This window comes from Stenotrophomonas sp. GD03819, assembly GCF_029841665.1.
GTDB lineage: Bacteria > Pseudomonadota > Gammaproteobacteria > Xanthomonadales > Xanthomonadaceae > Stenotrophomonas > Stenotrophomonas geniculata.
Window position 1 is genome coordinate 1 of record NZ_JAOCEW010000020.1, and the last position, 26,073, is coordinate 26,073.

At 61.0% G+C, this 26,073-nt stretch carries 23 protein-coding genes and 1 tRNA gene; 11 read left to right on the plus strand and 13 right to left on the minus strand.

Annotated elements, in window-relative coordinates; genetic code table 11:
* The coding region (locus N5D45_RS13150; RefSeq protein WP_279939068.1) for a Gfo/Idh/MocA family oxidoreductase at nt 1-1,344 on the plus strand (1,344 nt) is incomplete at its 5' end.
* 146 nt (nt 1,345-1,490) lie between these two features.
* Nucleotides 1,491-1,772 carry a hypothetical protein gene (locus N5D45_RS13155; protein WP_049454051.1) on the plus strand — a complete coding sequence of 94 codons (282 nt, stop codon included), beginning with the start codon at nt 1,491-1,493 and terminating at the stop codon, nt 1,770-1,772.
* Nucleotides 1,773-2,219: 447 nt separating this feature from the next.
* On the opposite strand, the gene N5D45_RS13160 is transcribed toward N5D45_RS13155, so the two are convergent.
* Nucleotides 2,220-2,296, minus strand: a tRNA-Arg gene (locus tag N5D45_RS13160).
* A gap of 194 nt (nt 2,297-2,490) precedes the next feature.
* Between N5D45_RS13160 and N5D45_RS13165 the strand changes: the two genes are divergently transcribed.
* Entirely contained in the window at nt 2,491-3,435 is a 945-nt protein-coding gene (locus N5D45_RS13165; RefSeq protein ID WP_049454049.1) for a GDP-L-fucose synthase, read from the plus strand.
* A gap of 37 nt (nt 3,436-3,472) precedes the next feature.
* On the opposite strand, the gene N5D45_RS13170 is transcribed toward N5D45_RS13165, so the two are convergent.
* The 8 genes from N5D45_RS13170 to gmd all read right to left on the minus strand — a co-directional run bounded on the left by N5D45_RS13170 (nt 3,473) and on the right by gmd (nt 11,629).
* Nucleotides 3,473-3,955: a GDP-mannose mannosyl hydrolase gene (locus N5D45_RS13170; protein ID WP_171954904.1), complete on the minus strand. Its 483-nt coding sequence runs from the start codon at nt 3,953-3,955 to the stop codon at nt 3,473-3,475.
* The gene (locus N5D45_RS13175; RefSeq protein ID WP_197656695.1) at nt 3,952-4,536 is read right to left on the minus strand and encodes a WecB/TagA/CpsF family glycosyltransferase; all 585 of its coding nucleotides are present in this window, start codon (nt 4,534-4,536) and stop codon (nt 3,952-3,954) included. The genes N5D45_RS13170 and N5D45_RS13175 overlap by 4 nt, the downstream gene beginning before the upstream one ends.
* A gap of 198 nt (nt 4,537-4,734) precedes the next feature.
* Nucleotides 4,735-5,883 carry a glycosyltransferase gene (locus N5D45_RS13180; protein WP_057503769.1) on the minus strand — a complete coding sequence of 383 codons (1,149 nt, stop codon included), beginning with the start codon at nt 5,881-5,883 and terminating at the stop codon, nt 4,735-4,737.
* A gap of 502 nt (nt 5,884-6,385) precedes the next feature.
* Complete coding sequence (locus tag N5D45_RS13185) at nt 6,386-7,189, minus strand: glycosyltransferase (protein WP_082587892.1); 804 nt, start codon at nt 7,187-7,189, stop codon at nt 6,386-6,388.
* Nucleotides 7,177-8,277 carry a hypothetical protein gene (locus N5D45_RS13190; RefSeq protein WP_139042437.1) on the minus strand — a complete coding sequence of 367 codons (1,101 nt, stop codon included), beginning with the start codon at nt 8,275-8,277 and terminating at the stop codon, nt 7,177-7,179. The genes N5D45_RS13185 and N5D45_RS13190 overlap by 13 nt, the downstream gene beginning before the upstream one ends.
* A complete protein-coding gene (locus tag N5D45_RS13195; RefSeq protein ID WP_279939070.1) occupies nt 8,264-9,190 on the minus strand; it encodes a polysaccharide pyruvyl transferase family protein in 927 nt (308 codons plus the stop codon). Before N5D45_RS13195 ends, N5D45_RS13190 begins: the two co-directional genes overlap by 14 nt.
* A gap of 35 nt (nt 9,191-9,225) precedes the next feature.
* Nucleotides 9,226-10,515 carry an oligosaccharide flippase family protein gene (locus N5D45_RS13200; protein WP_279939071.1) on the minus strand — a complete coding sequence of 430 codons (1,290 nt, stop codon included), beginning with the start codon at nt 10,513-10,515 and terminating at the stop codon, nt 9,226-9,228.
* 7 nt (nt 10,516-10,522) lie between these two features.
* Nucleotides 10,523-11,629, minus strand: a complete 1,107-nt coding sequence (gene gmd, locus N5D45_RS13205; RefSeq protein WP_057503766.1) for a GDP-mannose 4,6-dehydratase — start codon at nt 11,627-11,629, stop codon at nt 10,523-10,525.
* 594 nt (nt 11,630-12,223) lie between these two features.
* Here gmd and N5D45_RS13210 point away from each other — a divergent pair.
* The 5 genes from N5D45_RS13210 (at nt 12,224) to N5D45_RS13230 (ending at nt 18,639) form a co-directional block, all read left to right on the plus strand.
* A complete protein-coding gene (locus tag N5D45_RS13210; protein ID WP_057503765.1) occupies nt 12,224-14,449 on the plus strand; it encodes a polysaccharide biosynthesis tyrosine autokinase in 2,226 nt (741 codons plus the stop codon).
* A 110-nt stretch (nt 14,450-14,559) separates the two neighbouring features.
* Nucleotides 14,560-15,549 carry a UDP-glucose 4-epimerase GalE gene (gene galE / locus N5D45_RS13215; RefSeq protein ID WP_057503764.1) on the plus strand — a complete coding sequence of 330 codons (990 nt, stop codon included), beginning with the start codon at nt 14,560-14,562 and terminating at the stop codon, nt 15,547-15,549.
* Nucleotides 15,550-15,662: 113 nt separating this feature from the next.
* A complete protein-coding gene (gene ubiA / locus N5D45_RS13220; protein ID WP_019336794.1) occupies nt 15,663-16,556 on the plus strand; it encodes a 4-hydroxybenzoate octaprenyltransferase in 894 nt (297 codons plus the stop codon).
* A 187-nt stretch (nt 16,557-16,743) separates the two neighbouring features.
* The gene (locus N5D45_RS13225; protein WP_005411492.1) at nt 16,744-18,168 is read left to right on the plus strand and encodes a TIGR00366 family protein; all 1,425 of its coding nucleotides are present in this window, start codon (nt 16,744-16,746) and stop codon (nt 18,166-18,168) included.
* Between the two features lie 273 nt (nt 18,169-18,441).
* On the plus strand, nt 18,442-18,639 hold the full coding sequence (locus N5D45_RS13230) for a hypothetical protein (RefSeq protein ID WP_279939072.1): 198 nt from the start codon (nt 18,442-18,444) through the stop codon (nt 18,637-18,639).
* 54 nt (nt 18,640-18,693) lie between these two features.
* On the opposite strand, the gene N5D45_RS13235 is transcribed toward N5D45_RS13230, so the two are convergent.
* Entirely contained in the window at nt 18,694-19,320 is a 627-nt protein-coding gene (locus tag N5D45_RS13235) for a YiiX/YebB-like N1pC/P60 family cysteine hydrolase (protein ID WP_197576647.1), read from the minus strand.
* Nucleotides 19,321-19,402: 82 nt separating this feature from the next.
* On the opposite strand from N5D45_RS13235, the gene N5D45_RS13240 reads away from it, so the two are divergent.
* From N5D45_RS13240 to N5D45_RS13250, 3 genes are all read left to right on the plus strand, one after another.
* Nucleotides 19,403-19,915, plus strand: a complete 513-nt coding sequence (locus N5D45_RS13240) for a hypothetical protein (protein WP_228354897.1) — start codon at nt 19,403-19,405, stop codon at nt 19,913-19,915.
* Between the two features lie 73 nt (nt 19,916-19,988).
* The gene (locus N5D45_RS13245; protein WP_057503760.1) at nt 19,989-21,827 is read left to right on the plus strand and encodes a M3 family metallopeptidase; all 1,839 of its coding nucleotides are present in this window, start codon (nt 19,989-19,991) and stop codon (nt 21,825-21,827) included.
* Between the two features lie 32 nt (nt 21,828-21,859).
* Nucleotides 21,860-23,233 (plus strand): TPM domain-containing protein, encoded by a 1,374-nt coding sequence (locus N5D45_RS13250; RefSeq protein WP_279939073.1) that lies wholly within the window; start codon nt 21,860-21,862, stop codon nt 23,231-23,233.
* Nucleotide 23,234: 1 nt separating this feature from the next.
* On the opposite strand, the gene N5D45_RS13255 is transcribed toward N5D45_RS13250, so the two are convergent.
* From N5D45_RS13255 to N5D45_RS13265, 3 genes are read right to left on the minus strand one after another with little or no spacing between them, the layout of a single operon-like run.
* Nucleotides 23,235-23,906 (minus strand): VOC family protein, encoded by a 672-nt coding sequence (locus tag N5D45_RS13255; protein ID WP_228354894.1) that lies wholly within the window; start codon nt 23,904-23,906, stop codon nt 23,235-23,237.
* A gap of 54 nt (nt 23,907-23,960) precedes the next feature.
* Nucleotides 23,961-25,040: an alpha/beta hydrolase gene (locus N5D45_RS13260; protein ID WP_057503757.1), complete on the minus strand. Its 1,080-nt coding sequence runs from the start codon at nt 25,038-25,040 to the stop codon at nt 23,961-23,963.
* Nucleotides 25,041-25,053: 13 nt separating this feature from the next.
* Complete coding sequence (locus tag N5D45_RS13265; protein ID WP_228354893.1) at nt 25,054-25,881, minus strand: AraC family transcriptional regulator; 828 nt, start codon at nt 25,879-25,881, stop codon at nt 25,054-25,056.
* Nucleotides 25,882-26,073: the final 192 nt, after the last annotated feature.

Genomic DNA, 26,073 nt, shown 5'->3' on the forward strand with positions numbered 1-26,073 from the left:
GAATTCATCGCGGCCAGTGCCGCTGTCGCCGCCAGCAGCCTGCTGCCGCAGACTCCGGCATGGGCACGCGGGCGCAAGGTGCGCCTGGCCATGATCGGTACCGGCATGCGCGGGCTGGTGCTGCTGAAGGAGCTGGTACGTCGCGACGACGTCGAAGTGGTTGCCCTGTGCGACATCGAGCCGATCATGCTGGGCCGTGCCATAGAGATGGTGGCGAAGGCCGGCAAGCCCGCGCCGAAGACCTATGGCCAGGATCGTGATACCAACGCGTGGAAGCGCCTGCTGGAACAGAAGGGCATCGATGGCGTGATCATCGCCACGCCGTGGGAATACCACGCGCCGATGGCGATTGCCGCGATGCAGGCCGGCGTGGCCGTGGGCTGCGAAGTGGTGGCCGGCATCACCCTGCAGGACCACTGGGACGTGCTGAAGACCCAGCTGAGTACCGGCACCCCGTACATGCTGCTGGAGAATGTCTGCTACCGCCGCGACGTGATGGCCGCGCTGCAGATGGTGCGCCAGGGCCTGTTTGGCGAACTGGTGCACCTGCAGGCCGGTTACCAGCACGACCTGCGCGGCGTGAAGTTCAATTCCGGCGACCCGAATCAGCCCTATGACAGTGGCGTGGAATTCGGCCCCAAGGGCTGGAGCGAAGCACGCTGGCGCACCGAGCATTCGGTGGAGCGCAACGGCGAGCTGTACCCCAGCCACGGCATCGGCCCGTGCGCGATGTACACCGGCATCAACCGTGGCAACCGCTTCACTCACATCAACGCGTTCGCGACCAAGGCACGCGGCCTGCACGAATACACCGTGGCCAAGAGTGGTGGCACCACCCACCCCAGCACCAAGGTCAAGTTCAAGCTGGGCGACATCGTCACCACCACGCTGGCCTGCGAGAACGGCGAGACCATCCTGCTGCAGCACGACACTTCGCTGCCGCGCCCGTACTCGATGGGTTTCCGTGTGCAGGGAACCAAGGGCCTGTGGATGGACGTGAACCATTCGGTCCACATCGAAGGCCGCAGCCCGCCGCACCAGTGGGAAGAGTTCAAGAAGTACCAGGACGAATACGAGCATCCGCTGTGGAAGCAGAATGCCGACACCGCCGCCAGCGCTGGCCACGGTGGCATGGACTGGTTCGTCATCCATGCCTTCGTGGAAGCGCTGAAGGCCAAGGCGCCGATGCCGATCGACATCTACGATGCAGTGACCTGGAGCGCGATCACGCCGCTGAGCGAGCAGTCGATCGCCAATAGTTTCCAGACGCTGGAGTTCCCGGACTTCACCGCTGGCGCGTGGAAGCAGCGCAAGCCGATTTTTGCGTTTGATGGGAAGTACTGATCTGCACATCAACGGCAACGCCGCGCATGCCCGGCGTTGCCGTCTGCATCGGTGCATTGGCACCTGTAGAGCCGAGCCAACGCTCGGCTGTTTTTCCCGCCGACCGCATTGAACTAGCGGCCCCACCACTGGCGGAGCCCCAGACCATGCCATGGCAGAAGATCGGCGAACTTCCCGACCAGCGATTCGTCGGCCCCTACGGCATCGAATTCTGGCGTATCCACAAAGGCCAGGTCTTCCACCAGGGCCGGCTGCTGCGCAAGGCCGACGCGGCCAGTTTCGAGTTCATCCCCGCACACTATTTCGTCGCGCGCGATGCGCCCGCCGTCTACCACGCCAGGACCCGCCTGCCCGCGATCGACCGCGACAGCTTCCGCCAGCGCGGTGGTTACTGGCGGGACAGGCGCAATACTGCGGCCGGTGCATAAAGCACTGCCTGCGTGGCGAGCTGCTGCAAACAATCCCGCAGGACCCGCTGTACGCCGTTGATGACAGCAACGTCTATTGCGATGGGAAGCCGCTGCCCGGGGGGATCGCGCGCGCTGGCAGCTGCTGGATGGACACTTCTCGGGCGATGGCAGCCGTATCTACTACCTGGAGCGGAAGCTGCCCCAGGTGGACGTGGCGCTGGCTGGAGGGGAGCTGGTCGCGGGATGCGACGCAGTTGTTCAACATGTATCTGGTCGAGAGGGACTCTGAGGTGCGGGCGCTGCATGGGCTTGAGTGACTGGCGCGCGCGGAGGCTCGCTGTCGATCGGCCATGGCGCTGTGCCGCCGGCTGAAGCGCTTGGCGGTAACGCTCTGGGAGCCGGGGTGTTGCTGGGGGCATCCTGCTGGGGGGCGGGTCTGCAAGGGCAGACGGGAGCAGGGGAAGATGGCGCGCCCGGAGGGATTCGAACCCCCGACCAATGGCTTCGGAAGCCACTACTCTATCCGGCTGAGCTACGGGCGCGTTGTATACAGCCTCGCCCTCGGAACCTGCCGGGACGAGCATCAAGACACCCGGAAGGGGCCGTGAGGAGGGCATTCTATCTGGTTTCCCCGGATAAATCTCAACCCACCCGTCATCAAGGCCGGACTGCCCGGATGGGGTTGAGGCCGTCTGCTAAAATTTGACCCATGACTCAGCAGTTGAACGGAAAGGGCATGGACAAGCACGATAAGATTTTTGTCGCAGGACACCGGGGGCTGGTGGGTGGTGCTGTGGTGCGCCGTTTGCAGGCGTTGGGATATGACAACCTCTTGCTAGCAGGGCGCGAGCGCGTCGATCTCAGGGATCGCGCGTCGGTCGAAGCGCTCTTCGAGGCCGAGAAGCCGGCCATCGTCATCCTGGCTGCGGCCAAGGTAGGCGGCATCCATGCAAACGATGCGTACCCTGCCGAATTCTTGTTTGAGAACCTGCAGATCCAGAACAACGTGATCGACGCGGCATACCGCCATGGCGCCAAGAAGCTGACTTTCCTGGGTTCGTCGTGCATCTACCCCAAGTTCGCCGAGCAGCCCATCCGCGAGGATTCGCTGCTGACCGGAGGCCTGGAGCCTACGAACGAGTGGTATGCGATCGCAAAGATTGCGGGCATCAAGATGTGCCAGGCTTATCGCAAGCAGTATGGATTCAACGCGATCAGCCTGATGCCGACCAATCTTTATGGGCCGGGCGACAACTTCGATCTGCAGAACTCGCATGTGCTTCCGGCGCTTCTGCGGAAGTTCCATGAAGCCGCTGAGCGTGGTGACAGCGAGGTCGTCATGTGGGGTACGGGGACGCCACGCCGTGAGTTCCTCCATGTAGACGACATGGCAGCCGCAACGGTCTATCTGACTGAGACCTACGAAGGCTCGGACATCGTCAATGTTGGTGTCGGTGATGACATCAGCATTCGCGAGCTTGCGGAGCTGGTGAAGGACGTCACAGGTTTCAAGGGCGAGATCCGCAATGACACCAGCAAGCCCGATGGCACCCCGCGCAAGCTGCTGGACGTCTCACGGTTGAATGAATTGGGCTGGAAGGCTTCGATTGAGCTTCGGGAAGGCGTCGAACAGACGTATCGCTGGTTCCTCGACAATCAAGGGCGCCTGCGCGCCGCCTAAGGTTCTGGATGGAAGGGCCAGCGTTCGCTGGCCCTTTCTATTTGCGGGCGTATGCTTGGGTATTGGGGTGGATCGAGGCATCGGACAAAGCATCTTCTGCTGTTACCCAACGGTACTCAGCATGCTGTTCCTCCGGCAGAGCCATTCCCGCGGGATCCACGCTGATGGAGTACGCCAACACCACGTAGTGCGTGCCTGCATCCGATGCGCCGGTAAAGTCTTCGGCGTAGAAGTGCTCATACGCTCCAACGAAGGTGGCTTCGCTGATATCCAGCGATTGCCCGAGCTCAGCCTCAGTCAGCCTGCGGAAGGCCTGGTTGAAGTTCTCGCCTTTGCGGATGCGACCACCCGGAGCAAACCAGAATCCGCGCGCAGGGTCATTGGTACGCAACCCCACAAGCATACGTTGCCGCTGATCCATGACCAGAAGATCGATCGACACGAGAGGCGTGTCCCGAACCACGGCCTTGAAGTCAGCTGCATTCAAGTGACGTGGTGGAAGCTCGGTCAAATGGGTCATTTCGACTGCGCAGTCATAAGCTGGCGCGCAGCGTGCCAAATGAAGAGGGTGTTGGTGACGAAGTAACGTTTCCAGAGCCGACGAGGCTCGCTCGCAAGCCTGTGCAGCCATTCGAGGCCATTGTTCTGCATCCAGAGCGGGGCCCGGGAGATAACACCCGCATGGTAGTCGAATGCCGCCCCGACACCGATCATCACGCCATTGATGCGGCCACGGTGCGCCGCCATCCACTTCTCCTGCTTCGGACAGCCGAGGCTGACCCAAATCGTCCCGGCACCAGAGTCATTGATGTCGCGCACGATGGCAGCATCCTCTTCTTCGCTGAGTGCGCGGAAGGGCGGTGAGTGGGAACCGGCAATGACCAGGCCAGGGAATCGCTTGGGCAGCTGGTCGCGAAGAATGCCCAAGGTCGTCTCAGCACCGCCATAGAGGTAGATGGATTCGCCACGCTTGGCGGCGGCCTCGCAGTACTTGAGCATCAGGTCGGGACCATTGATGCGTTGCTGTCCGGAAGCCCCAAGACGTCTCATGAGCCAGGCCACCGGCGCACCATCGGGCGTTGCCATGTCGGCAGAGTTCACGGCTGCTGCGAACTCCTTGTCCTGACGTGCTGTAACGACGGAGTGGGCGTTGCAGATGCAGACTACCCTGCTGTCTCGACGCATGCTCCAAGCGTGAATACGGTGTAGGGACTGATCCCAGCTGACGCGAGTGATCGGTGCGCCGATAACGTCGATAGTAGTAGAGGGGTTATTCACTATGGATGCTGTCCATGCAATTTAGAGGGGCTGCTCGGAGTTGTAGGCGGACAAAAGGGTTCGAAGACTTACTTCCGGAGAGTAGGAGTTCAGATAACGGCTGCGCGCGCCGGAACTCATCCGCGCTATTCGATGCTCAGAGTTTCTATAGCTGGTCAACAGAGCGGCGAGCTCATCAGGGCTCCCCGGACTAAATAGCTCGCCCGTTATTTCTGGCTCTATCAACTCGCTAAGAGCACCGATATCACTAGCAAAGACGGGAAGGCCCTGTGAATACGCTTCGGCGATGACCATCGGAAAGCCTTCGTACCACAGGCTGGGAACGATAAGCGCTTTGGCTTTCCTCATCTCAGACCTGATTATCGAAGAATCTCGCTTGCCCAAGAAATTAATGTGCTTGTTGCCTGAAGCGATGTCCGATAGCGGGCCATCACCAATGACTGTCACAGCTACGTCAGCGGAACGTGCCGCTTCGAGCAACACGTGTATTCCCTTGTCTTCAGTAAGTCGACCCACGAAAAGATAACCATCACGAACTCCCTGCTCGGGGAACTCTTCAATTTCAAGATGAGAGAAGTTGGACTTCACTCTAATCTTGGAGCTTGGTATCCCTGCTCTCGAAAAGAGGCTCTTTGCAAACTCGGTGAGCGCAATGAACTGATCAACCCTGTCCCACGTACCCAGTCGCCGATGCAGTGAGACGCTGGCGGCAATTGAAAAAGTTCCGATGAGCGAGTTCCGATACACGCGACGAGCCACGGTCCACCAAGGGCCCTCGTCTATGCTCCTCTCGGTCACTTTACCATCAAAGTACAATGTCGCAGTCGGACATACAATTCGGTAATTGTGAAGAGTGAAAACCGATCGTACCTTCTTCGCTCGGCAGGCATAAAATACGGATGGCGAAATAAGTGGGAAGAAGTTGTGGACGTGAACTACATCAGGACGAAACTCAGATATCTCTCTACGTATCCTGAGGTATGAGGGAATGGAGAAGATTGCATTCAACGTTGCAACAATCTTCGATGCGAACCCTCGGATTGAGTGGTTGGAGACAGCGTAAAGCTTCACTTCATGGCCGTTCGCACGAAGCAGCTCCGCTTCGTTCCTGACCACGGAATCTTCGCCGCCGGCCTGCTGATAATAGTTGTGGACAATGAGAACTCTCATCTTCAGCTTGTCCGGCGATTGATTATCCGGGCGGGATTTCCAACGGCGATGCAGTCGTCAGGAACGTCTGTAATAACGACGCTCCCAGCGCCTATCGATACATTGTTCCCTATCTTAATTGGCCCAATAATTGTTGCATTTGATCCGATGTCTACATTGTCCCCAATAACTGGGGCGATGCCATCGAAGCTCGAGCTTGTAACGCGAACGCCAATTGTAGTGCAGTGCCTCAATACCACATTGCGACCAATAATCGCTCGATCATTGATGACCAAGCCAACCCCGTGGTAGAGCGACGCGCCAGGACCAATCCTTGTTTTCCATGGAATTTCAACGCCCAGCATCCATTCGACCGCAACTCTGTAGGCAGCAACGACTGGAAGTAGAGGGAGCCTGATGGCCTTGGGCATACGACTGATCAGATTGACAGCTCGAAAGCTGAGCAATATCAAGCGGCCCTTGGGATTTCCTCGGTTTGCAGCCCAATCACAAATAATGTATCTCATTGATAGCGTTTCCTCCCGAGCACTTTGCGAGCCACGGACAGCGCATGCTTGCCCACGAAGACTTTCAGTGCCGGGCGAATCATATGGATCATACTTGAAACAGGGTATCGCTGAGACTGGATCAGGCTCCATCTCAATTTCAATCCAGCTTTTGCCTGGAAAATCTCATGCTTTGCGGACACGCTTCCGTCGTGGACGCGAAGGAAAGAAACTCCATCGCCAACTCTGGCCATTTTGCCAAGAAGAGTAAGTCTGAACCAAAGCTCCCAATCTTCAATGTGTTTCCACTCAGGTCGATAACCGCCTGCCTGGATGAAGTCCTTTCGTCGGAACATGACGCTGCTGTGCATTACGAAGTTGCCTTTAAATAGCGAGGTCATCGCATCGTCATGGTTATCAGGAGTTGTGGATGGCGTGAGTGTTCCATCGGGATATACTTTGAAAAAGTCTGTATAGACCAGGGAAACGCGAGGGTCGGCGTCAAGCACCGAGCGCTGGAGGCTCAGTCGACTGGGGCTGTAATAGTCGTCAGCATCCGCGCGAGCAATGAATGTTCCAGCTGCAACGGCAATTCCGGCATTGAGGGCAGCGACCACGCCCGCGTTCTTCTGCGTTAATACTCTAAGTCTGCTGTCAGCCTGCAAACGATCAAGGACGAGTCCTGTCTGGTCCGTAGATCCATCATCCACTACGATCAGCTCAATTTCGCGCAGGTCTTGATTGAGGATGGAGACAACGGCCTCCTCAATTGTTTTCTCTGCATTGTACGCAGGCATGACAACTGAGACTACTGGCTGCATGGCACGTGGCTCCCTTGTTTCGGCTCTCTGTCGTCCTGGTCAAGCATTTGCATTGAAAGCAGGAAGAATAGATAGAATGAATAGATAATTGTGTTGTCAAAGTAGAATATCAAGTTGCTATATAGAAACAGCATTTTTGCTTCTAGTGACTTTGCACGGTACCCGAGCCATATGAAGGTAAGGAAAAATACAAGCCCGAGCTCATAAATCATCTTGAGAGCATCGGAGTGCATGTTTGCGTCTCCCTGCCCGAACTTTCCAAGAAAAGTGGCGTAGGCTGTCCCAACGCCGTTTCCGTAGAAAATGTAGTGGCTACTTCCAACGATGCTGTGTGCCGCTTCCGACTGAAGGAGCTGCCTGCCTAGGCCAACCTCGTTGGCAGACTTTCCCGTTAATGCGGTGATTGCGGCATCGAGATCGCCGACAGCGTATTTTACTGCAAACGCAACAGCTACAAGGTTCACGAGTACCATGATCGGGCTGGACAGTAGCTTCTTTGCCTTCCGCTCAGGTAACAGGGCGAATGGAACGCATACCGCAATACCAAGGAGGGCCGCGCGCTTCAGAAGAAGGACCGATGCAATTGTTGCGACGATGAAGATCATCCATCGAGATCGTGCCAGTGCTACGACGGCAAATAGTCCGCAAACAAAAGAGCCAGTGCTCTCGAGAGAAGAGGAAGAGTCGAGTAGGTCGAATTCAAGGCCGTGCCACCCGCGAAGGGTGATAGCCCCGATGATACTAGAGGTAAATACAACCGGTAGGAGAACTTTGATCCAGCTGAACTCAATGGGGTTCGCGAAGGCAAGAGAAATCGCGATTCCGGAAAATACGAAATAAAAGTCCTTGAATCCTAGCTCTCCGCCAAATGGTATTGTGAGGGCAGCGGCAGAAGCGTATGCAAGAAAGGGTAATACAGGGGCGGGAACTCTGATTTTTTGGGTAGAGATGACTGCAAGCAGGGCTGCGAACGGGATGAGGTACATCGCGTAACGCAGCTGATGGATGGCCATGGAAGTCAACACTAGCAGGAGACAGAAGGTCCATAACAGCGATCTTCCGTCCATCTGTGAATTAGTCTTTGCCATGCTCTGTATGCTCAGCCAGGGTTACACAATTGCTAGAGCGAGTCCAGCAACAGATATATCCGCCATTCTTGCCATAGGAGTTGTCGCCGACGACATTCTCAATTCCCAATAGTGAGCTCAGGATATGGCCGTGGAGTCTGTCGGTTTCAACTTTCTTGTATCGACTGAAGTGCGACGCAGAGAGAGACTCTAGATATTTGGCGTAACGGCACCAAATCTCGCTGTGTATATTAGCGGCGAACTTGGATTTGCGTAGCAGCGATAGCTTTCCAAGCCTTGCATAAATCCTGACAGCTGTGCCATGCCATCCAATAAGAGCTGGCCAGTCGATAGAGTGCGATTCATCGACCCTCGCGGAGTTGCTACGCTCGCCGTCAGTTCGTTTAAAGGCAAGCTGGTCAAATTGCGGACGCTTCGCAGTCTTCATTGGCCAAAGCTGATGTGCCATATCAGGTGAAAGATAGACGTTGGGCGTCATTCTCCTCGCCAGATTCGCAGATTTAGTGTCTCGAACGAATATGTGAAGATCAGGATGTTTGGAGAATAGAGCGCAGCAAGCCTCATACTTTTCAGGGCTTGAGAAGTGAATTGTCTGGGGAAGGATCACAATTCTGTTTGTCAGACATCGAGAAATGATTCTCTCGCGTATTTCTTGGGGGCCATCGTAAAGGTCTCCCAGGTTGCCTCCTCCCTGAAACACGATGGGCACGTCAACCTCGGCCCAAGCCGGGGAATAATTAAAGTACGCGGACGTCTGAACTCTTCGAATATTATAGTCACTCAGAAACTTCAACGTTCCAGACATGATTAGGATGTCGCCGACATTACCGTGAACTGGTATGTCCACAAAGTGAATCACCTTGCTGTTAATGACGCTGGCGACTCTCGACAGTCTTTCCTTGAGTTCTGCCATTACCTGGTCGTGCGGAATCAAACCTCTGCCCTGCTTCACTCGGAACTCCCTTTCCTGCCAAACATGCCAAGCACAAAGTGCGCGTCACTGATGGTTGGGACCAATTGACGTAGTAGAATTTTTTCCATCTTAATCATGAAGAGCGCGGTTAAAAATAGTCTGATTGCACCGGATAGTGTCATCACAAGTGATAGCCAAATTATCAAGTTCTTTTGCGGCAGGAGTGGTAAAGCTGCCAGCATCGGTATGACTGACGCAACTTGCCTTACGGCAACCAGTCCGGGTTTTCCATCAATATTGAATTTTTGGGCCAGCATCCAACTAGATCCTGACAGTGTCGCTTCAATTAGCAGGATTGAAAAGGGTAGCGTAGCTCCAACGAAGCGCTGACCGAAAATAATTGGTATGAAAATATGGCCTGCCAATCCAGCTGCGATGGCGGCGATCAACATCGGGACGAATGTTATACGGAAAACTTGTAGGACCACATCCGTTGATCCGGTTTCGCGTTGTCCGCCGTAGCGGGAATACAGCGATGTCGCTATCGATTCGTACAGTGAGCTCAGTATTCGAGATGTAGAAAATGCGATCGAGTAGATTCCAAGATCTGCAGTGCTTGCTCTTGCCATAAGGTAGATCTTGTCAGCATTCGTTGCGATGATTCCAGTCATGGTCGTCACGTGGAACTTCAATCCAAGTCCCATGAGTGATTGCCTGTTGGCGTTACTCGGCCCCTGATGCAGGCTCGGATCGGACGACTTGCTGCGAAATTTCCTCCGGAGGTATAGCCATGTCCCGCATGCAATAACTAGCGTCGCGGCTGCTTGTATGTCGATGGCGACTCTCAGGCTAAGCGTTTCAGCTAGTGATGCAGCGCAAAGGCCCAGGAGGACCAAGACTGGCAATCCGATTCTTGCAAAATTATATGCTTTAAGTGAACTGTCCAGCTGGGCGCAGAAGCCGCAAAAGATGGTAATAGAAACCGCTGCCGCGTAGCAGAGTGCGGTCCATTTACTGACATCTCCATCTGAAAGAAAAACCTGGAATGTGGCGGCAGCGAGGCACACGGAAAGTATAGTGGTCAACGCACTTGAGCGGTCATAGGCAGCGCCGAACTGAATAATTTTCGCGCGCACTGCATAGACCATGGCCTGTCCGAGTCCCAGCTGCGCAGCGGAGGCTACAAAAAGTGCAAAGACCTGCACTGAGTAGAATGCGCCTCGACCTTCGGGGCCCAAGCTTCGAGCAGTGACAACGCTCACTAGAAAATTGACCGCCATCACTAGGATGGCGGTAACTGCTGAAATTAGCGATGCTCTAAACATCCCCCTGTCAGCTATCGCGGATGCCGGATGCAATCAGATAGCGCTTCTCTTTGGCTTCCAGCAAATCCGACTGAATCATTTCAGAAACCATTTCCTGCAGAGTTGTGGTCGGCTTCCATCCCAATTCGCGCTCAGCCTTTGCGTAGTCGCCCAGCAGCGTTTCAACCTCTGCCGGACGGTAATATCGGGGATCAACGCGCACGATAGTGTCTCCAGGACGCACGTTTGGTGCTTGGTCGCCCTCTACCCGGACAACGACGGCTTTTTCCGAATCGCCCTCGCCGACGAACTGGAGCGTGATACCCAGTTCGAGCGCAGCAAGTTCAATGAAATGGCGAACGCTGTATTGAACGCCCGTTGAGATTACATAGTCGACTGCCTTCTGCTGTTGCAGCATCAACCACTGCATTTCGACGTAATCCTTGGCATGGCCCCAGTCTCGCAGGGAGTCGAGGTTTCCCATATAGAGACACTCCTCAAGGCCTTGTGCGATATTTGCCAAGCCGCGTGTAATCTTGCGTGTTACGAACGTCTCGCCGCGACGTGGACTTTCATGATTGAACAGGATCCCATTACACGCGTACATGCCGTAACTCTCACGGTAATTGACGGTGATCCAGTAAGCGTAGAGTTTTGCTACGCCATAAGGGCTTCTAGGGTAAAATGGAGTCGATTCCCGTTGGGGGGATTCTTGGACAAGCCCGAAAAGTTCAGAGGTTGAGGCTTGATAGAACCTGGTCTTCTCAGATAGTTTCAGGAATCGAATGGCTTCCAGCAGCCGGAGGGTGCCGAGGGCGTCTACATCCGCGGTATACTCCGGTGATTCAAAGCTCACCGCTACATGGCTTTGCGCGCCTAGGTTGTAGACCTCGTCGGGCTGAACTTCCGCGACGATACGCGTCAGGTTGCTGGAGTCTGTGAGGTCGCCGTAGTGAAGGTGCAACTTGCTTGTTGCATCGTGGGGATCACGATAAATGTGATCGACGCGCTGAGTGTTGAAGGACGAGGATCGGCGTTTGATTCCGTGAACTTCATAGCCTTTCTGCAGCAATAGTTCCGCAAGGTAAGATCCATCTTGTCCGGTGATTCCTGTAATTAGCGCGCGCTTGCTCATTGAAATTCCATTTGATGACGTTAACTTGTATCGTCGGCTGCTTATTGTCATTTTTAGACTGGCAGTCGGCGCTTAGGTGCTGTCCGCGAGGATGCCCGTGTGTTCTTGGGCGGCTTGCCCGATTCGAAACTCCATATCCATTGGTCCTTGAGTGCCCAAGACGGCTCTAACTTGCGACCGCCTTGTGACTAGCGGCGTCGCGAGTTGGGTGTCTTCCGCGGGGCGTCCAGTCGTGTAGCTTGTCTACGTATCAGTGGGTGCCCAGGCTGTTCTCGGGCGCCGCGCGCTTTTTCGCTGATTAGGCCCATCGCTTCCCTTCTACGACCCCCAAGCATAGCAGCCCGTGTTCCTGTTGCAACGCGTGCGTCTTCAAGGCGCATGGTGTCGATGGCGTTGGCCTTCATCTCTGAGTCGAATTCAAGGTATGCTATGTGGCCCGATGACCGGGCTCCTGCTTCCTGTCCGCGTAAAAGATCTAGGACCTTCGGTTCTTTGATGGCGCCTCAGCAAGTGACGGCGCCTCAACAAGTGCGGCCTCGTCGGGGATCGCCCCTGGGTTGCTGCGCGAGATTTTTCGATGATGAAGTGGAATCAATGACCAAACAAATGGAAGGCCGGGCCGCAAGGAACGATGAGATCGATCTGCGCGAAGTACTTGGCATATTGTTGGATCGCCGTTGGTTGATAATCTCGGTTGCGGTAATTTTCTTCGCGGTTGGCTGTGCCTACGCATTGCTTTCAAAGCCTGTTTATCAGGCGGAAGCTATGATTCAGGTGGAGTCAAAGGTTCCCGCCATCCCGGGTCTTGCCGATCTTGCTTCGTTGGGAGGTGGAGGCAGTACCGCCGCGACTACAGAGGTCGCGCTCCTCACTTCTCGCACGGTTGTGGGGGCTGCTGTTGATGCCCTTCAGCTTGATACGCAAGTTGAGCCGCATCTTTTTCCATTGATCGGCGGGTTCATTTCACGCCGTTTCAAGCCAACTGAGCAGGCCCCTGTTGCCGATCCTTGGCTTGGGCTTGCTAGTTACGCATGGGGTGGTGAAACGCTCCAGGTCCATCGATTCGACGTCCCCAGATCGCAGATCGACCAGAAATACATTCTTCAGATCGAAGGTGGAGCTGGTGAATTTTCTCTGTATGGGCCTGAAGGCGAAAGCGTGCTGCACGGCAAGGTGGGCGTTCCACTTAGTCGCGGTGGAGTAGTGCTTGAGGTTTCAGGGCTCCAAGGCAATCCTGGTGTCCGATTTGAGCTGGTGAAGACGCGACGTCTAGATGTCGTAGCAAGCGTTCAGGATGAGTTGCAGGTTGTCGAGCAAGGCAAAGACTCTGGGATCTTGGCAATTCGCTATCAAAACTCTGATGCCGTTCGTGCCGAGGCTCTGGTGCAGAAAGTTGCCGATGCCTACGTTCGCCAGAACGTGGACCGGAGCTCTGCGGAAGCGGCGTCTCAGCTTCAATTTGTAAAGGATCAGCTGCCAACTATTCGCCGTCAGGTCGAGCAGGCTCAGTCCGCCATGAGCGCCTACCAGTCGCAGTCTAGGTCGGTGGATATCACCATGCAGACCAAAGGGCTGCTGGAGCAGGAAGTCGCTGTGGAGGCGAGTATCCAGCAGTTGCGCTTGAAACAAGCTGAGATGGATCGGAGCTTTACTCGCGAACATCCGGCCTATCGCGCACTGCTCCGGCAGATCAGTGATCTGGAGGGTCGCAAGGGTGGATTCCAGAAGCAGGTGGGTGATCTGCCGGAAACCCAGCAGGAGTTGCTGCGCCTGACACGTGATCTGCAAGTAAGTAACGAGCTGTATACGGCGCTGTTGAATCAAGCTCAGCAGCTGGATGTAGCCCGCGCAGGTGCGGTTGGCAACGTGCGTATTGTCGACTCCGCGGTAGTTGATCTGGCAAATCCAGTTAAGCCGCGTAAGGCTTTGATTGTTATCGTCAGCACCCTACTCGGGGCATTGCTCGCCGTCGCCTTTGTTTTCCTCCAGCGAATGCTCAACCCGGGCATCGAAGACCCGGCAGACATTGAAGCCCTGGGCTTGCCCGTCTACGCAGCCATCCCGCTCAGCGTGTCCAATACGCTGCCCAAGCTGCGCAAGGGCAAGCACGGTACGCGCGTGGTGGCCGACGGTCGCCAGCACCTGCTGGCGGTATCCGCACCAGCCGACCCGACTGTGGAGGCACTGCGCAGCCTGCGTACCAGCCTGCACTTCGCCATGCTGGAAGCGAAGAACAACATCCTGACCATCTCGGGCCCGCGCCCGGGCGTGGGCAAGACCTTCGTCTCCACCAACCTGGCCGCGGTCATTGCGCAGGCGGGCCAGCGCGTGCTGGTCATCGACGCCGACATGCGCAAGGGCACGCTGCACAAGATCCTGGGTGTGTCGCACCAGAAGGGCCTGTCGGATGTGCTGGGCGGCAAGCTGAGCACCGACGACGTGATCCATCCGGTGTCCGGTCTGGAAAACATGCATTACATGGTGCGTGGTGATGTTCCGCCGAACCCGGCCGAGCTGCTGATGCACCCGCGCTTCGCGCAGCTGCTGCAGGACATGTCCGGCAAGTACGACCTGGTGATCGTCGATACGCCGCCGATCCTGGCTGTGACCGATCCGGCGCTGGTCGCCACCCACGCGGGCTCGAGTCTGCTGGTCACGCGTTTCGGCGTGAACCAGGCCAAGGAAATCGAGCTGACGCTGCAGCGCTTCGAGCAGAACGGCGTGCAGATCAAGGGTGCGATCTTCAATGCGGTCGAGAAGCGTGCCACGGGCTATTACAGCTACGGCTATTACGAGTACAAGTCTGACGGCAAGGAATAAACTCCTGCTGTCGATGGCGTTAGAGGGTCGGCATGAAGATGCCGACCCTCCGTCCATTCCAAGGGAAGGAAGCTCCAGGCATTCTTCCCATCAGATCAGGGAAGATCCCCATGCATGACGTTCTCATATGCGGCGGTGCGGGCTACATCGGCAGCCACATGGCCCAGTACTTGTCCGAGCAGGGGCATCGGGTAACCGTATTCGACAATCTGTCCACTGGGCACCGTGGCGCCGTGGCGTGGGGAGAGCTGGTAGAGGGCGACTTGCTGGACGCGGCAGCCCTTCAACGGCTGTTTGCTGGTCGGCACTTCGATGCGGTCATGCACTTCGCTGCCCGGTCGCTGGTGGGTGAGTCGGTACGTGATCCGTACGCGTACTACGCCAACAATGTCACCGGCACGATGAATCTGCTGCAGGCAATGCGAAGTCATGAGGTGGAGCGCATTGTGTTTTCCTCTACGGCGGCGATCTTTGGCGAGCCGTGCTCTGCGCTGATTGACGAAGACCATCCGAAGCAGCCCATCAACCCCTACGGGTCGAGCAAGCTGATGGCCGAGCGCATCTTGGCAGACGCTGCTGCAGCTTACGGTCTGCGCTCGGTATGCCTGCGCTACTTCAATGCCGCCGGGGCGCTGCCTCAGCACGGCATCGGAGAGGCGCATGCCTGCGAGACTCACCTGATTCCCAATGTATTGCGCTCGGCGCTGGGGCAGGGTGGGCGGCTCAAGGTGTTTGGCAGCGACTACGAAACACCCGATGGAACCTGTGTGCGGGACTACGTGCACGTCCAAGACCTGGCCCAAGCCCATGCGCTGGCGATGGATTACATGGATGCACAACCAGGTGCCCATGCGTTCAATCTTGGCAACGGACAAGGCTTTTCCGTACTGGACGTGATCCAGACGGCTGAGGCTGTGTCTGGCTTGCGCGTACCCTACGACGCTGCTGAGCGACGAGCCGGTGATCCCGCTCGGCTGGTGGCTTCGAGTGAGCGCGCGCGCAGGGTGCTGGGGTGGCAGCCCGTATGGACAGAATTGGCTCCGATCATTGAGAGCGCTTGGCGCTGGCACAACGCGCCAGCAGCGTGGGGCAAGGTCTGAGTCCACCGTCACGCTGGGGCAGGACACCGGGGCCCGGTGCGCGCAGGCGCATCGGGCCCTGTCTTTTCCAGGCTCGCGCCGCAGCCCTTCCAGCGCAGGAGTATCCTATCGCCATGGCTGATACCCCCCTTACTTCGCCGCAGTCGCCGGCGACGCCGCGTTGGCGGCATTACTGGAGTCTGATGCGCGCTGATCGCCCGATCGGCACGTTGCTGCTGCTGTGGCCCACCTGGTGGGCGTTGTGGCTGGCCGCAGGTGGCCTGCCGCCGCTGTGGACCCTGTTCGTGTTCACCGCCGGTGTGTGGCTGACCCGCTCGGCCGGCTGCGTCATCAACGACTACGCCGACCGCTGGCTCGACCCGCATGTAGAGCGCACCAAGGCGCGCCCGCTGGCCACCGGCGCGATCAGTGGCCGTGCCGCGCTGGCGCTGTTTGCGGTGCTGATGCTGGTTGCGTTCGGCCTGGTGCTGACGATGAACGGGCTGACCATCGGCCTGAGCTTCATCGGCGTGTTCCTGGCCGCCAGCTACCCCTACCTGAAGCGCTACACCCATCTGCCACAGGTCTACCTGGGCATGTCGTTCGGCTGGGGTATCCCGATGGCGTTCGCCGCCGTGCAGGGCGAGGTGCCGATGCTGGGCTGGCTGCTGTATGCCGGCAACATCCTGTGGTCCACCGCTTACGACACCTGGTACGCCATGGTCGATCGCGAGGACGACCTGAAGATGGGCTCGCACTCCACCGCGATCCTGTTCGGCGATCTCGACCTGGTCATCCAGGGCGTGCTGTACGCGCTGTTCCTGGCCACCATGGCGCTGGTTGGCGTGCGCGGCGGGCTGGGCGGCTACTACCTGGCCGGCGTGGCCGTGGCCACGGTGCTGGTGGTCTACGAGTTCTGGATCTGCCGCAACCGCGAGCGCGGCCCGTGCTTCAAGGCGTTCCTGCACAACAACTGGGTGGGTGCCGCGCTGTTTGCCGGCATCGCCGTGGACCTGGCGCTGCGTTGAGACGCGCAGCCTAGCGTGGGCTCGGCTCTACAGGTGGCCCCCCCGAAACCGGATATCCGTAGCGCCCGAGCCCATGCTCGGGCGGCGGCGCACAGCGCCGAGCCTTCCGCCGCCTACGACCAATAGGTGGCTGACAGCCTGCACCCCACCGCCCAGAATCGATCCATCGAACCTGGGAGGGTAGGCGATGGCCTCGACGGCAGCAGTACAGGACGGCTGGATGGCGCGCGCAGCGTTGCGCTCGGCCGCCTGGGCGGAAAAGTGGTTCCCCGATGCGTACGTGTTCGCGGTGCTGGGCGTGGTCATCGTCGCGCTGGCGGCGATGGGCTTCGGCTCGACCCCGCAGGCCACCGCCAGCGCCTTCGGCGACGGCTTCTGGAGCCTGATTCCCTTCACCATGCAGATGGCCTTCGTGGTCATCGGTGGCTACGCCGTGGCGACGGCACCGGTGGTCGCTCGCTTCATCGATTTCCTGGCCCGGGTGCCGCGCACCGGCCGCGGTGCAGTGGTGTACGTGGGCCTGGTCAGCATGCTGGCCTCGCTGCTCAGCTGGGGGTTCTCGCTGGTGTTCGGCGGCCTGCTGGTGCGTGCGCTGGCACGCCGCACCGAGCTGCGCATGGACTACCGCGCGGCCGGTGCTTCGGCCTACCTGGGGCTGGGCGCGGTGTGGGCGATGGGCCTGAGCTCGTCGGCCGCGCAGCTGCAGGCCAACCCGGCCAGCATGCCGCCGGGGCTGGTCGAGATCACCGGCGTGCTGCCGTTCACCGAAACCATCTTCCTGTGGCAGTCGATCGCACTGACCGCGGTGCTGATCCTGGTCTCGCTGCTGATCGCCTGGTTGACCGCACCGGCCGCCGGCAGCGCCCGCACCGCTGAAGACTTCCCCGGCGCCGCGCAGGCCGAGCCGGAGCCGTTGCAGCGCCGCACGCGCCCGGGCGAATGGCTGGAATACAGCCCGCTGCTGACCGTGCTGCTCTCGCTGCTGGCGTTCGGCTGGCTGTTCAACGAGTTCGCCAACAAGCCGGTGGTCACCGCCATCGCTAACCTCAACACCTACAACTTCCTGTTCATTTCGCTGGGCCTGCTGCTGCACTGGCGCCCGCGCAGTTTCCTCAACGCGGTGGCCAAGGCGGTGCCCAGCACCACCGGCGTGCTGATCCAGTTCCCGCTGTACGGCGGCATCGCGATGATCCTCACCCACGCCGCTGGCGGCGATGGGCAGACGCTGGCGCACCGGCTGTCGAGCCTGTTCGTGCACGTGGCCAGCACCGATACCTTCGCGCTGGTGATGGGCGTCTATTCGGCGGTGCTAGGCTTCTTCGTGCCCTCCGGTGGTGGCAAGTGGATCATCGAGGCGCCGTACGTGATGCAGGCCGCCAACGAACTGAAGGCGCACCTTGGCTGGGCGGTGCAGGTCTACAACGCCGCCGAAGCGCTGCCGAACCTGATCAATCCGTTCTGGATGCTGCCGCTGCTGGGCGTGCTGGGGCTGAAGGCACGCGACATCGTCGGCTTCACCTTCATCCAGCTGCTGGTGCACATTCCGCTGGTGCTGGGCCTGTTGTGGCTGCTGGGGATGACCCTGGCGTACGTGCCGCCGGTGATGCCCTGAATGCTGGGCTGGCTTGCCTGCGCGAGTTGGGAAGCCAGCCTCCTTCCGCGCGTGTTTCCGGCTGAGACCGCCATGAATGCGCGCCATGCTGACCACTGCATGAGCACATGCCGAACCCGCATGAATCCTTCAGCCGCTTGTGCCACAAGGGCTTCTGCGCGTTCATTCACATGCGTACACACAGATGTAGCCGCCCACCCACGCGTGATTAACCATTCGCTGCAGACGATGGCCACGTCCACCGCATTCCGCGAGTGGCTTTGGAGATCGGACATGGCACAGCAGAACCAGAACCCGAACCAGAAGCAGCAGGGCCAGCAGAACCAGCAGGATCAGCAGCAGGGCCGTGGCCGCGACCAGCAGCAGCAACAGCAGCAGGGCCGTGGCCGCGACCAGCAGCAGCAACAGCAGCAGGAACAGCAGAAGCGCAACCAGAACCAGCAGCAGGGCGGCCACGACGAAGAAGAATGATCGCGTTGCGCGTGCAACGTGACCGGCGAAGCCCCGCCCCGTGCGGGGCTTTGCTTATTCCAGCACGCCGATACGCTGCAGCACCGGCGCCGCCGACATGTCGTTCGGATTGGTGCCCGGCTGATCCTGCGGCACGTCCATGCCCATGCTGCGGTAAAGATCGACCCAGTGCTGGGCGATCTGCCCGGTCTGCGGGTTGCGGAAGTTCATCGGCTGCAATGCGAACACGCGGTGCGCACGGAACGCACGCTCGATGAAGTCCGAACAGTAATAGCTGTCCTCGTTCAACACATACGACGTGTTGTAGGGCTTGCCCAGCATCGTGCGCGCGGTGGCGACCGCATCCTTGATGGCCGCCTGCTGCGGCGCGCGCAGGCGATAGACCACGATCTGCCGCTGCTTGGCGTGGGCGTCCTGCTGGAACTCGGTCAGCGATTGCCGGCGTGATCCCTTCTCGTCGGCGTGCAGCACCTCCCAGCCCTTCGGCGCCGAGGCGACCAGGGCGACGTGATCGAAGCTGGGTGCGCCCTGCGTGCCGGTGGCATCGTCGATGGCCGCGCTCAGGCCGCTGCGGCCGGCAGTGACGAACAGCAGGTCGCCTTCGTGGACATCGACGGCCAACGCCACGGCCGGCCACAGGGCGGGCAGCAGCAGGCCGATCAGGAGCAGGAGGCGATGCATGAGGACTCTCGGACAGGCGGAATGCCGGAATTGTAGGGTGCGCGGTAGCATGGAGCGACCGGACCGGATTCAGGATGAGCCCATGCGTCGATACCCTTCTCCTGCACTGCTGGTGCTTGCCTGCGGCGCGGTGCTGGTTGCCTGCACGCCAGCGCCGCAGCCACCACAGACAGCGGCCGAAGCCGTGACTGCCGCAGCGGCGCCGGCGACCAGCGCCACCGAGCCCACACCTGTGGCTGCAGCCAGTGAATGCCCCTACCCGGAATTCGATACGTTCCTGAAGCATTTCGGCAACGAGATCACGCTGCAGGAAAAGGCCACGGCCGATCCGCTGCTGGACAGCTACGTCGATGCGGAGGCCGAGCCGGAACCGCGCAAGGTGGAAAGCCGGTTGGCCCTGGCCGATGTCGAGTGGCCGGTGATGCCCGATCCTGCCGCGTTGGCCGGGCAGGGCCGTGAAATGCAGGTCAGCCCCCTGGCCGATGGGCAGCGGCAGGTGCAGATCCGTACGCCGGACAGCAGCGACCAGCAGACCTATACCTTCGCGCAGGCGCCTTGCTGGACACTGGTCAAGCGTGAGGACGAGTCGATCTGAAGCCTGATCCGGCACAGGCGCGGCGGGCCAGTGACTGCTAGTCTCGACCCCAGGTCCAGGCAGGGAGACGCCGATGCAGGCTTTCAGGAAGCGCACCACCACCGCCGCCGTCGTCGCCGTATTGGCGATAGCTCCCTTCAGCGGCGCCCAGGCACAGTCGGTGCATGCCGATGACCGCGCCTACTTCGCCAATGCCACCGCCGAACAGGCCGCGCGTGTCGCGCTGGGCGGGCGCGTCGAGGCCCTGCAGCAGGCGTCCACCCTTGCACCCGCGGAACGCTTCCGGCAGGCCGAGATACTGGAGGCGCAGTGCCTGCGACATCACGGCTACCTGCACCTGCAGGCCGCCCGCAATGCGCGTGATCAGCGTCCGGCCCAGGCGCTGGATCAGGTGACGGGGCTGTGCAGCCGCATCGCCCGCAGTGGTCGCGCCGCACTGCGCGAGGCACCCGCAGATGCAGCGTGGGCAGCACCGTATGGCTTCCTGCGCGCACGCGCGCTGAAGGAGGCTGCCACCCCGGCCAATGCCGCGCTGGATGAGGCCGTGGAGGCACTGGCCGATCCGGCGCTGGACAGCTTCGCGCGCCTGCGCGGGCAGATCCTGCGCAGCGCCGAGTACCCGCAGATCGAGCACGGCGGCCGGCACTGGGACACGGGGCGCGACAAGCAGGCGCTGGCCCAGCAGCCCGACCGTGCCCTGCGCGAGGCAGGCTGGAAGGGTTACTGGCAGGGGCTGCACTCGCGCCGTGAGCCGATGGCATCGGTGCTGCTGGGGCTGGTGCAGGTGAATGACGCGGCCGCACGCCTGCAGGGCGATGGCTCGGCGCCGGCACATGGCTACCAGCGCATGGGTCTGGATACCGCCGTAGTGAATGCAACGCTGGTGGCGGTCGAACAGCACGCGGAGGACCGCCGCGCCTACCAGGAGATGCTGCTGCACCACGCTGCGCGATCCGGCATTGACGCGCCGCAGATCTGGGATACCACCGTGCCCGATGCCGGCTACACGCCACCGGTGCTGACGCTGGCGCAGCTGCGCGACAACGCCGCCGATGCCATGCAGCACCTGGGGCCGGCGTACGTCGCTGAACTGCGCGCGCTGCTCGATCCGGCCAACCAGCGTATGGATCTGGCCACCGAACGCGGTGACCGCAGCCAGGACGCGTTCCCGGTGAGCGCTCCCGGTGTGCCGGCAATGCTGTTCGTTGGCGTGCGCCGTGGCGATCTGGAAAGCGATGTCGAAATCGCGCATGAAGCGGGTCATGCCATGCATGGCGAGTGGATGCAGCGCGGTCATGCGTCGCCGCTGCAGCGCAATGGCAGCCAGTGGCTGACCGAGGCGTTCGCGATCTACAACGAGCTGCGCTTCCGCGACCAGCTGTACCAGCAGGCACAGGACCCGCGTGCCAAGGCCTATTACCTGAAGTCGCTGCTGGACGACATGGTGCTGCAGCTGTTCACCTCTTCCGAGGAAGCGCAGCTGGAGCAGTCGATCTACCAGGGCGTTGCCGCCGGTACGCTGGGCACCGCCGATGATCTGGACGCGCTGACCGGGCAGGTGCTGGCGCGCTTCGGCCAGCAACCGGAGCGCTACCCGCAGCTGCGCAACACCTGGATCGGCAAGCGCCTGATGTATGAAGACCCGAACTATCTGGTGAACTACCTGTATGCGGGGCTGCTGGCCGTGCAGCTGTATGTGCAGGACCAGCGCGACCCCGACGGGTTCCGTGAGCGTTATCTTGCTGTGCTTGGCGAAGGCTTCGATCGCGCGCCGGACGAGCAGGTGGCGCAACTGCTGGGGCACGCGCCAGACTGGGCGGCCCTGGTGGATGCCGATCTGCAGGTGTTCAACCAGACGGTGGCACAGCTGCAGGCGCTGCATGCGCGGATCGAGGCAGGGCAGGGTACGTGAGCATGCTGCGGGCAGGACAGCAGGCCGCAGCCATGACATGCCTGTTGTTGCTGCTGTGCCTGCTGCCGATGGCGGCGCTGGCGGCAATCCCGGTGCCGGCGCTGGACGATCCCGTGGTGGACACGGCCAACGCGCTGTCCACTGAAACCCGCGCCACCCTGCGCAGGCAGGCGCTGCAGCTGCAGGTGCGGAAAGGTGCACAGCTGCAGGTGCTGGTGGTACCCAGCGTGGGCAACGAGGGCATCGAGCCCTACGCACAGCGGGTATTTGATCAATGGCAGCTGGGTCGCGCCGGTGTCGACGACGGTGTGCTGTTGCTGGTGGCGGTGCAGGATCGCCGCGTACGCATCCAGACTGGCTATGGCCTGGAAGGTGCGCTACCAGACGCGTACGCCGCTCGCATCATCGACAACGCGATCGTGCCGCGCTTTCGTGAGGGTGATGTCGACCAGGGCGTGCTTGATGGCACGACGATCATGGTGGCGCTGATCGAAGGCGAGGACCTGCCTGCATGGGAAGCGCCGTCGGCCAGCAATGTGCTGCCTGCGGACTGGCGCCGCGCAGACTCGGTGGTGGCATTGACCCTGCTGGCCGGCTTCCTGGCCGGGCTGTGGCGCTCGCCGCCGCCCCTCCCGCCAGCGAAGACCGAGGACGATTTCAGCGGCAGCCGTCGGGAGCGGCGGCGCAAGGCACTGGCCGCCAATGCGTCGGCACCGAGGCCGAGCTGGCCGACCTTGCCGGCCTGGGGGCGTCCGATGCTGCTGACAGCGGTGGTTGCCGCAGGCGCGCTGTCCGTGGCGTTGCTGCTGCCACGCCACCTGCTGGCGGGCCTGTGCTTCGTGATGGCGCTGGGCGTGCCGGTGGCGGCCCTGCTCGGCTGGTGCTGGCGTCGCAGCCGCGGGGTGCGCATCGTCCTGTGCGGCATGCTGGTGCTCAGCATGGTCTTGCTGGTACAGGCGCTGCTTCGTGGCCAGCTGCCACCGAGCCTGGCCCGGCACCTGCTGCTGCAGGCCGCCGCGGGTGTTGTCACCCTGATGGTGTTCCTGCTGGTGCAGGCCTGCCGCGCACGCTGGAAGAAGAACCGCAGCAGCTTCGTCGTGCGCATGACGGTGCTGGTGCTGTTGACCCTCGGTTATGCCGCGGGCGCGTTGCTGGCGATCCATCGTGCCGAAGGTGACGATCCACGGCTGCTGGCGATGATCGTGTCAGGTGTGTGTGGCGTGCTGCTGTACTTCGTAGGGTTGTTCACCATGTTGCCGGGCGAGCGCGCACGTGGCCGGGTTTCGTCACGCCGCGAACGCAGCGCGTCCAGTTCGTCATCCGGCAGTTCGTCGTCGAGCAGCTCCAGCAGCTGGTCCGGAGGCGGTGGCCGCAGCGGCGGAGGCGGCGCGTCCGGCAGTTGGTAGCTCAGATCGCCTGCACCCGCCAGCCGAGTGCAGCGTCCTCCACAACGCCCGGGCCGGCCACGTCGCCGACCTGCAGCAACAGGCCCTGTGCATTGGGCAGGTCCTTCTGCTCGGGGAACCAGCGCCGGTCCGCAGCGACCACGATCAGCAGGCCCTCGTCGTCGCCCATCGGCGCGAACTGCGGCGAAGGCGGGCTGATCGGTTGCAGGCCGAACCGCAGGCTGGACTGCTCGCGCACCGCGTCGACATCGTGACTGGGCAGGCCGACTTCGCTCAGGCAGGTCAGTTCGCTGCCGTGGAAGGCACCCTGATGCGTACTGGCCGACAAGCGACGGCGACCGATCAGTTCCAGGATCAAGCCATCGGGGCCGGTGAAGTACACCGACTGCGACTGCCAGCTGCTCTCCAGCGCGAAGTAGTCCAGTCCCGCCGGATTGCGCTGCAGTGGCGTGCGTTCGCGCAACCAAGTCATCGCCTCGCCGAAGCGGTTGTCTGGCACGTTGAACGCCAGGTGCACACCACCGAGCGGGCGTCCTTCAGCGGGCTGCAGTTCGATGGTGCTCCAGCCGATGTGCACATGGGTACCGACCACGCGCTGCTGCAGCACATCGTGGAAGTAGCTGGCCACGGCACCCACGTCAGATACCGGCAGAGTGAGGTGCAGCAGGCGCATGATCGGTTCTCCGTGGACGCGCCCACTGTAGCGCCGGGCCATGCCCGGCGGCCACTAGCGCAGTGAATGGTCGAAGAACCGTATCGCTGCATCCACTGCCTGCGCGTGGGTCTGTGCCTTTGGCACCGACGTAGTGCACAGGTCCTGCAGCCGCTGCTGCCCGGTCGCGGTGCACGCGGCCAGGAAATCATAGTGGCCCACATCGGCCAAGCGCTGCAGTTCCGCGCCCGGAATCAGGACCCCGGCGGCCGCGCCATTGGTCTGTGGCGGCGCGACCGTGTCAGCCTCACCCAGCACGATCGACACGGGCAGCCGCAACGAGGACAGCTGCTCGGGCGCGAAGGCCTGGATGATCGCCGGAGCCAGCAGGAATGCCGCCCGCACGCCGGGAATGGCGCGCGCGTCGTTGGCCTGGGAGATCCATGGCGCCAGTGCTGGAGAGGCCGCAGCGGCAACGCGCGCTTCCATTGAGTGCGTTGCGGCCTCCTGTTGAGGCCGGCAGACGCCGTCGTCCGGATGTGCGGTGCAGAAGGCCAGCAGTCGCTGCAGGTCCGGTCGTGCACCGGCTGCCAGCAGCGCCGTGTAGCCACCGGCCGAGAACCCGGCAACCCCCAGGCGTTCAGGATCGACGTGCGGGCCCAGCACTGGATCGGCCCGCACGGCCGCCAGGGCGGCGCGCAGGTCATCCGCACGCAACCAGCTCAGGATGCTGCCGGGCAGGGTCATCGTGTCAATGCCGTTGTTGCCTGGATGATCGACCGCGATCACCAGATACCCGGCCCGCGCCAGCGCGGTGCCCAGCCAGCCCATCATGCGCGCACTGCCGCCGTTGCCATGCGAGAGCAGCAGCGTTGGCAGGCGATCACCTGCGACGGGAGCCTCCATCGCGGCACGTCCGACGTCGAACAGCGGCGCGTCGGGCGGGCCGATGGTCAGGGCGGTTTCCCCGCTGCCGGCCAGCGCTGGGTACCAGACCGTGTAGCGCAGCGCGTCGTGGTGCTGCGCATCGCGTACAGCCGCGCTGGCCACCGTGGTGGCGCCGTGGCGCTCGCCGGCTGCCTGCGTCTCGCTGGCATCGGCCACGGCAGTGAAGACCATGAGGATCATTCCCAGCACAGCAACCGTCATGCGCATCTTCAGTTCCTTGTCAGTTGGGACGTTCGTCGACTGGCAGCCAGATCTCCACGCCGCCGTTGCCGGTGTGCTCATCGAATCGGGCGTCGTAGCATTCCAGATCCGGTGCATCGGCAAGGCTGAGGTTGGACGCAGGAAGATAATGATCCAGCAGCCAGAACCAGGTCGAGCGGATGGTCGAGATGTGCGCGCCGTGCCAGGCCACCAGATAGCGACGCGGCGGAATGTGCACACTTTGCCAGTGCGCAGGCACGCTCGGCACCACGCTTGCCGGCAGTGCGGCGATGTAATCGAAGCCGCCATCGTTGTCGCTGTTGCAGCACACACCGAAGCTGATCGGTGCGGGCGTCGGCCATTCGCGGTTGAGCTGCGCCCATTGGCCGGGAATCGCGCCGCCACTGTCGCGGGTATGCCGCATGCCGATGCCCACCACCTGGAACGCGGACGTGTCGAGCAGCCGCGGCGCTTCACCGCAGGGCGCCGGCGCATCATCCACGCGGATCGCCTGTACCAGCGCCAGCCCATCGGTGCCCTGTTCGCGTACGCGCTCCGGTGTCTGCCCGAACTGTTCACTGAAGGCGCGGGTGAACGCGGCATGGGTGGTATAGCCGGCCTCCAGCGCGACCTGCAGGATGTCGCCCGCACCGTTGGCCAATCGTTGCGCGGCGGCGGTCAGGCGCCGTCCCCGCAGGTAGCGCACCACCGAGGTACCGGTGCGGGCCTGGAACAGGCGTGAAAGATGGAAGGGTGACAGTCCCGCCGCAGCGGCGATATCGGCCAGTGCCAATGGCCGGTCCGCATGGGTTTCGATGTACCACAACGCCTTGCCCGCCGCGCTCATCTGCCTTTCCCCGAATCCAATGCCGGCACAGTAGCGGATCGGCAGGCGCGGCGCTTAGCAGTTCTTGCGCCTGTGCGGCATCAAGCTGTCGTACTGACGTCATGCCTCCTTCACACATCGGGCCGAGACTGCGCGCCTTGTCCAGGCCTGTTGTGTCCGCACAGGTGCTGGCCCTGTCGCGTCCTCCCGGAG

Bases quoted from the DNA above. Each gene is read 5' to 3' on its own strand.
- N5D45_RS13185 (WP_082587892.1), bottom strand. From the start codon at position 7,189: ATGCAGCCAGTAGTCTCAGTTGTCATGCCTGCGTACAATGCAGAGAAA.
- N5D45_RS13190 (WP_139042437.1), bottom strand. From the start codon at position 8,277: ATGGCAAAGACTAATTCACAGATGGACGGAAGATCGCTGTTATGGACC.
- N5D45_RS13255 (WP_228354894.1), bottom strand. From the start codon at position 23,906: ATGCGCCTGCTGCACCTCACTCTGCCGGTATCTGACGTGGGTGCCGTG.
- N5D45_RS13180 (WP_057503769.1), bottom strand. From the start codon at position 5,883: ATGAGAGTTCTCATTGTCCACAACTATTATCAGCAGGCCGGCGGCGAA.
- galE (WP_057503764.1), top strand. From the start codon at position 14,560: ATGCATGACGTTCTCATATGCGGCGGTGCGGGCTACATCGGCAGCCAC.
- gmd (WP_057503766.1), bottom strand. From the start codon at position 11,629: ATGAGCAAGCGCGCGCTAATTACAGGAATCACCGGACAAGATGGATCT.
- N5D45_RS13210 (WP_057503765.1), top strand. From the start codon at position 12,224: ATGACCAAACAAATGGAAGGCCGGGCCGCAAGGAACGATGAGATCGAT.
- N5D45_RS13225 (WP_005411492.1), top strand. From the start codon at position 16,744: ATGGCCTCGACGGCAGCAGTACAGGACGGCTGGATGGCGCGCGCAGCG.
- N5D45_RS13170 (WP_171954904.1), bottom strand. From the start codon at position 3,955: ATGACCCATTTGACCGAGCTTCCACCACGTCACTTGAATGCAGCTGAC.
- N5D45_RS13230 (WP_279939072.1), top strand. From the start codon at position 18,442: ATGGCACAGCAGAACCAGAACCCGAACCAGAAGCAGCAGGGCCAGCAG.
- N5D45_RS13240 (WP_228354897.1), top strand. From the start codon at position 19,403: ATGCGTCGATACCCTTCTCCTGCACTGCTGGTGCTTGCCTGCGGCGCG.
- N5D45_RS13155 (WP_049454051.1), top strand. From the start codon at position 1,491: ATGCCATGGCAGAAGATCGGCGAACTTCCCGACCAGCGATTCGTCGGC.
- ubiA (WP_019336794.1), top strand. From the start codon at position 15,663: ATGGCTGATACCCCCCTTACTTCGCCGCAGTCGCCGGCGACGCCGCGT.
- N5D45_RS13200 (WP_279939071.1), bottom strand. From the start codon at position 10,515: ATGTTTAGAGCATCGCTAATTTCAGCAGTTACCGCCATCCTAGTGATG.
- N5D45_RS13245 (WP_057503760.1), top strand. From the start codon at position 19,989: ATGCAGGCTTTCAGGAAGCGCACCACCACCGCCGCCGTCGTCGCCGTA.
- N5D45_RS13195 (WP_279939070.1), bottom strand. From the start codon at position 9,190: ATGGCAGAACTCAAGGAAAGACTGTCGAGAGTCGCCAGCGTCATTAAC.
- N5D45_RS13250 (WP_279939073.1), top strand. From the start codon at position 21,860: ATGACATGCCTGTTGTTGCTGCTGTGCCTGCTGCCGATGGCGGCGCTG.
- N5D45_RS13265 (WP_228354893.1), bottom strand. From the start codon at position 25,881: ATGAGCGCGGCGGGCAAGGCGTTGTGGTACATCGAAACCCATGCGGAC.
- N5D45_RS13235 (WP_197576647.1), bottom strand. From the start codon at position 19,320: ATGCATCGCCTCCTGCTCCTGATCGGCCTGCTGCTGCCCGCCCTGTGG.
- N5D45_RS13165 (WP_049454049.1), top strand. From the start codon at position 2,491: ATGGACAAGCACGATAAGATTTTTGTCGCAGGACACCGGGGGCTGGTG.
- N5D45_RS13260 (WP_057503757.1), bottom strand. From the start codon at position 25,040: ATGCGCATGACGGTTGCTGTGCTGGGAATGATCCTCATGGTCTTCACT.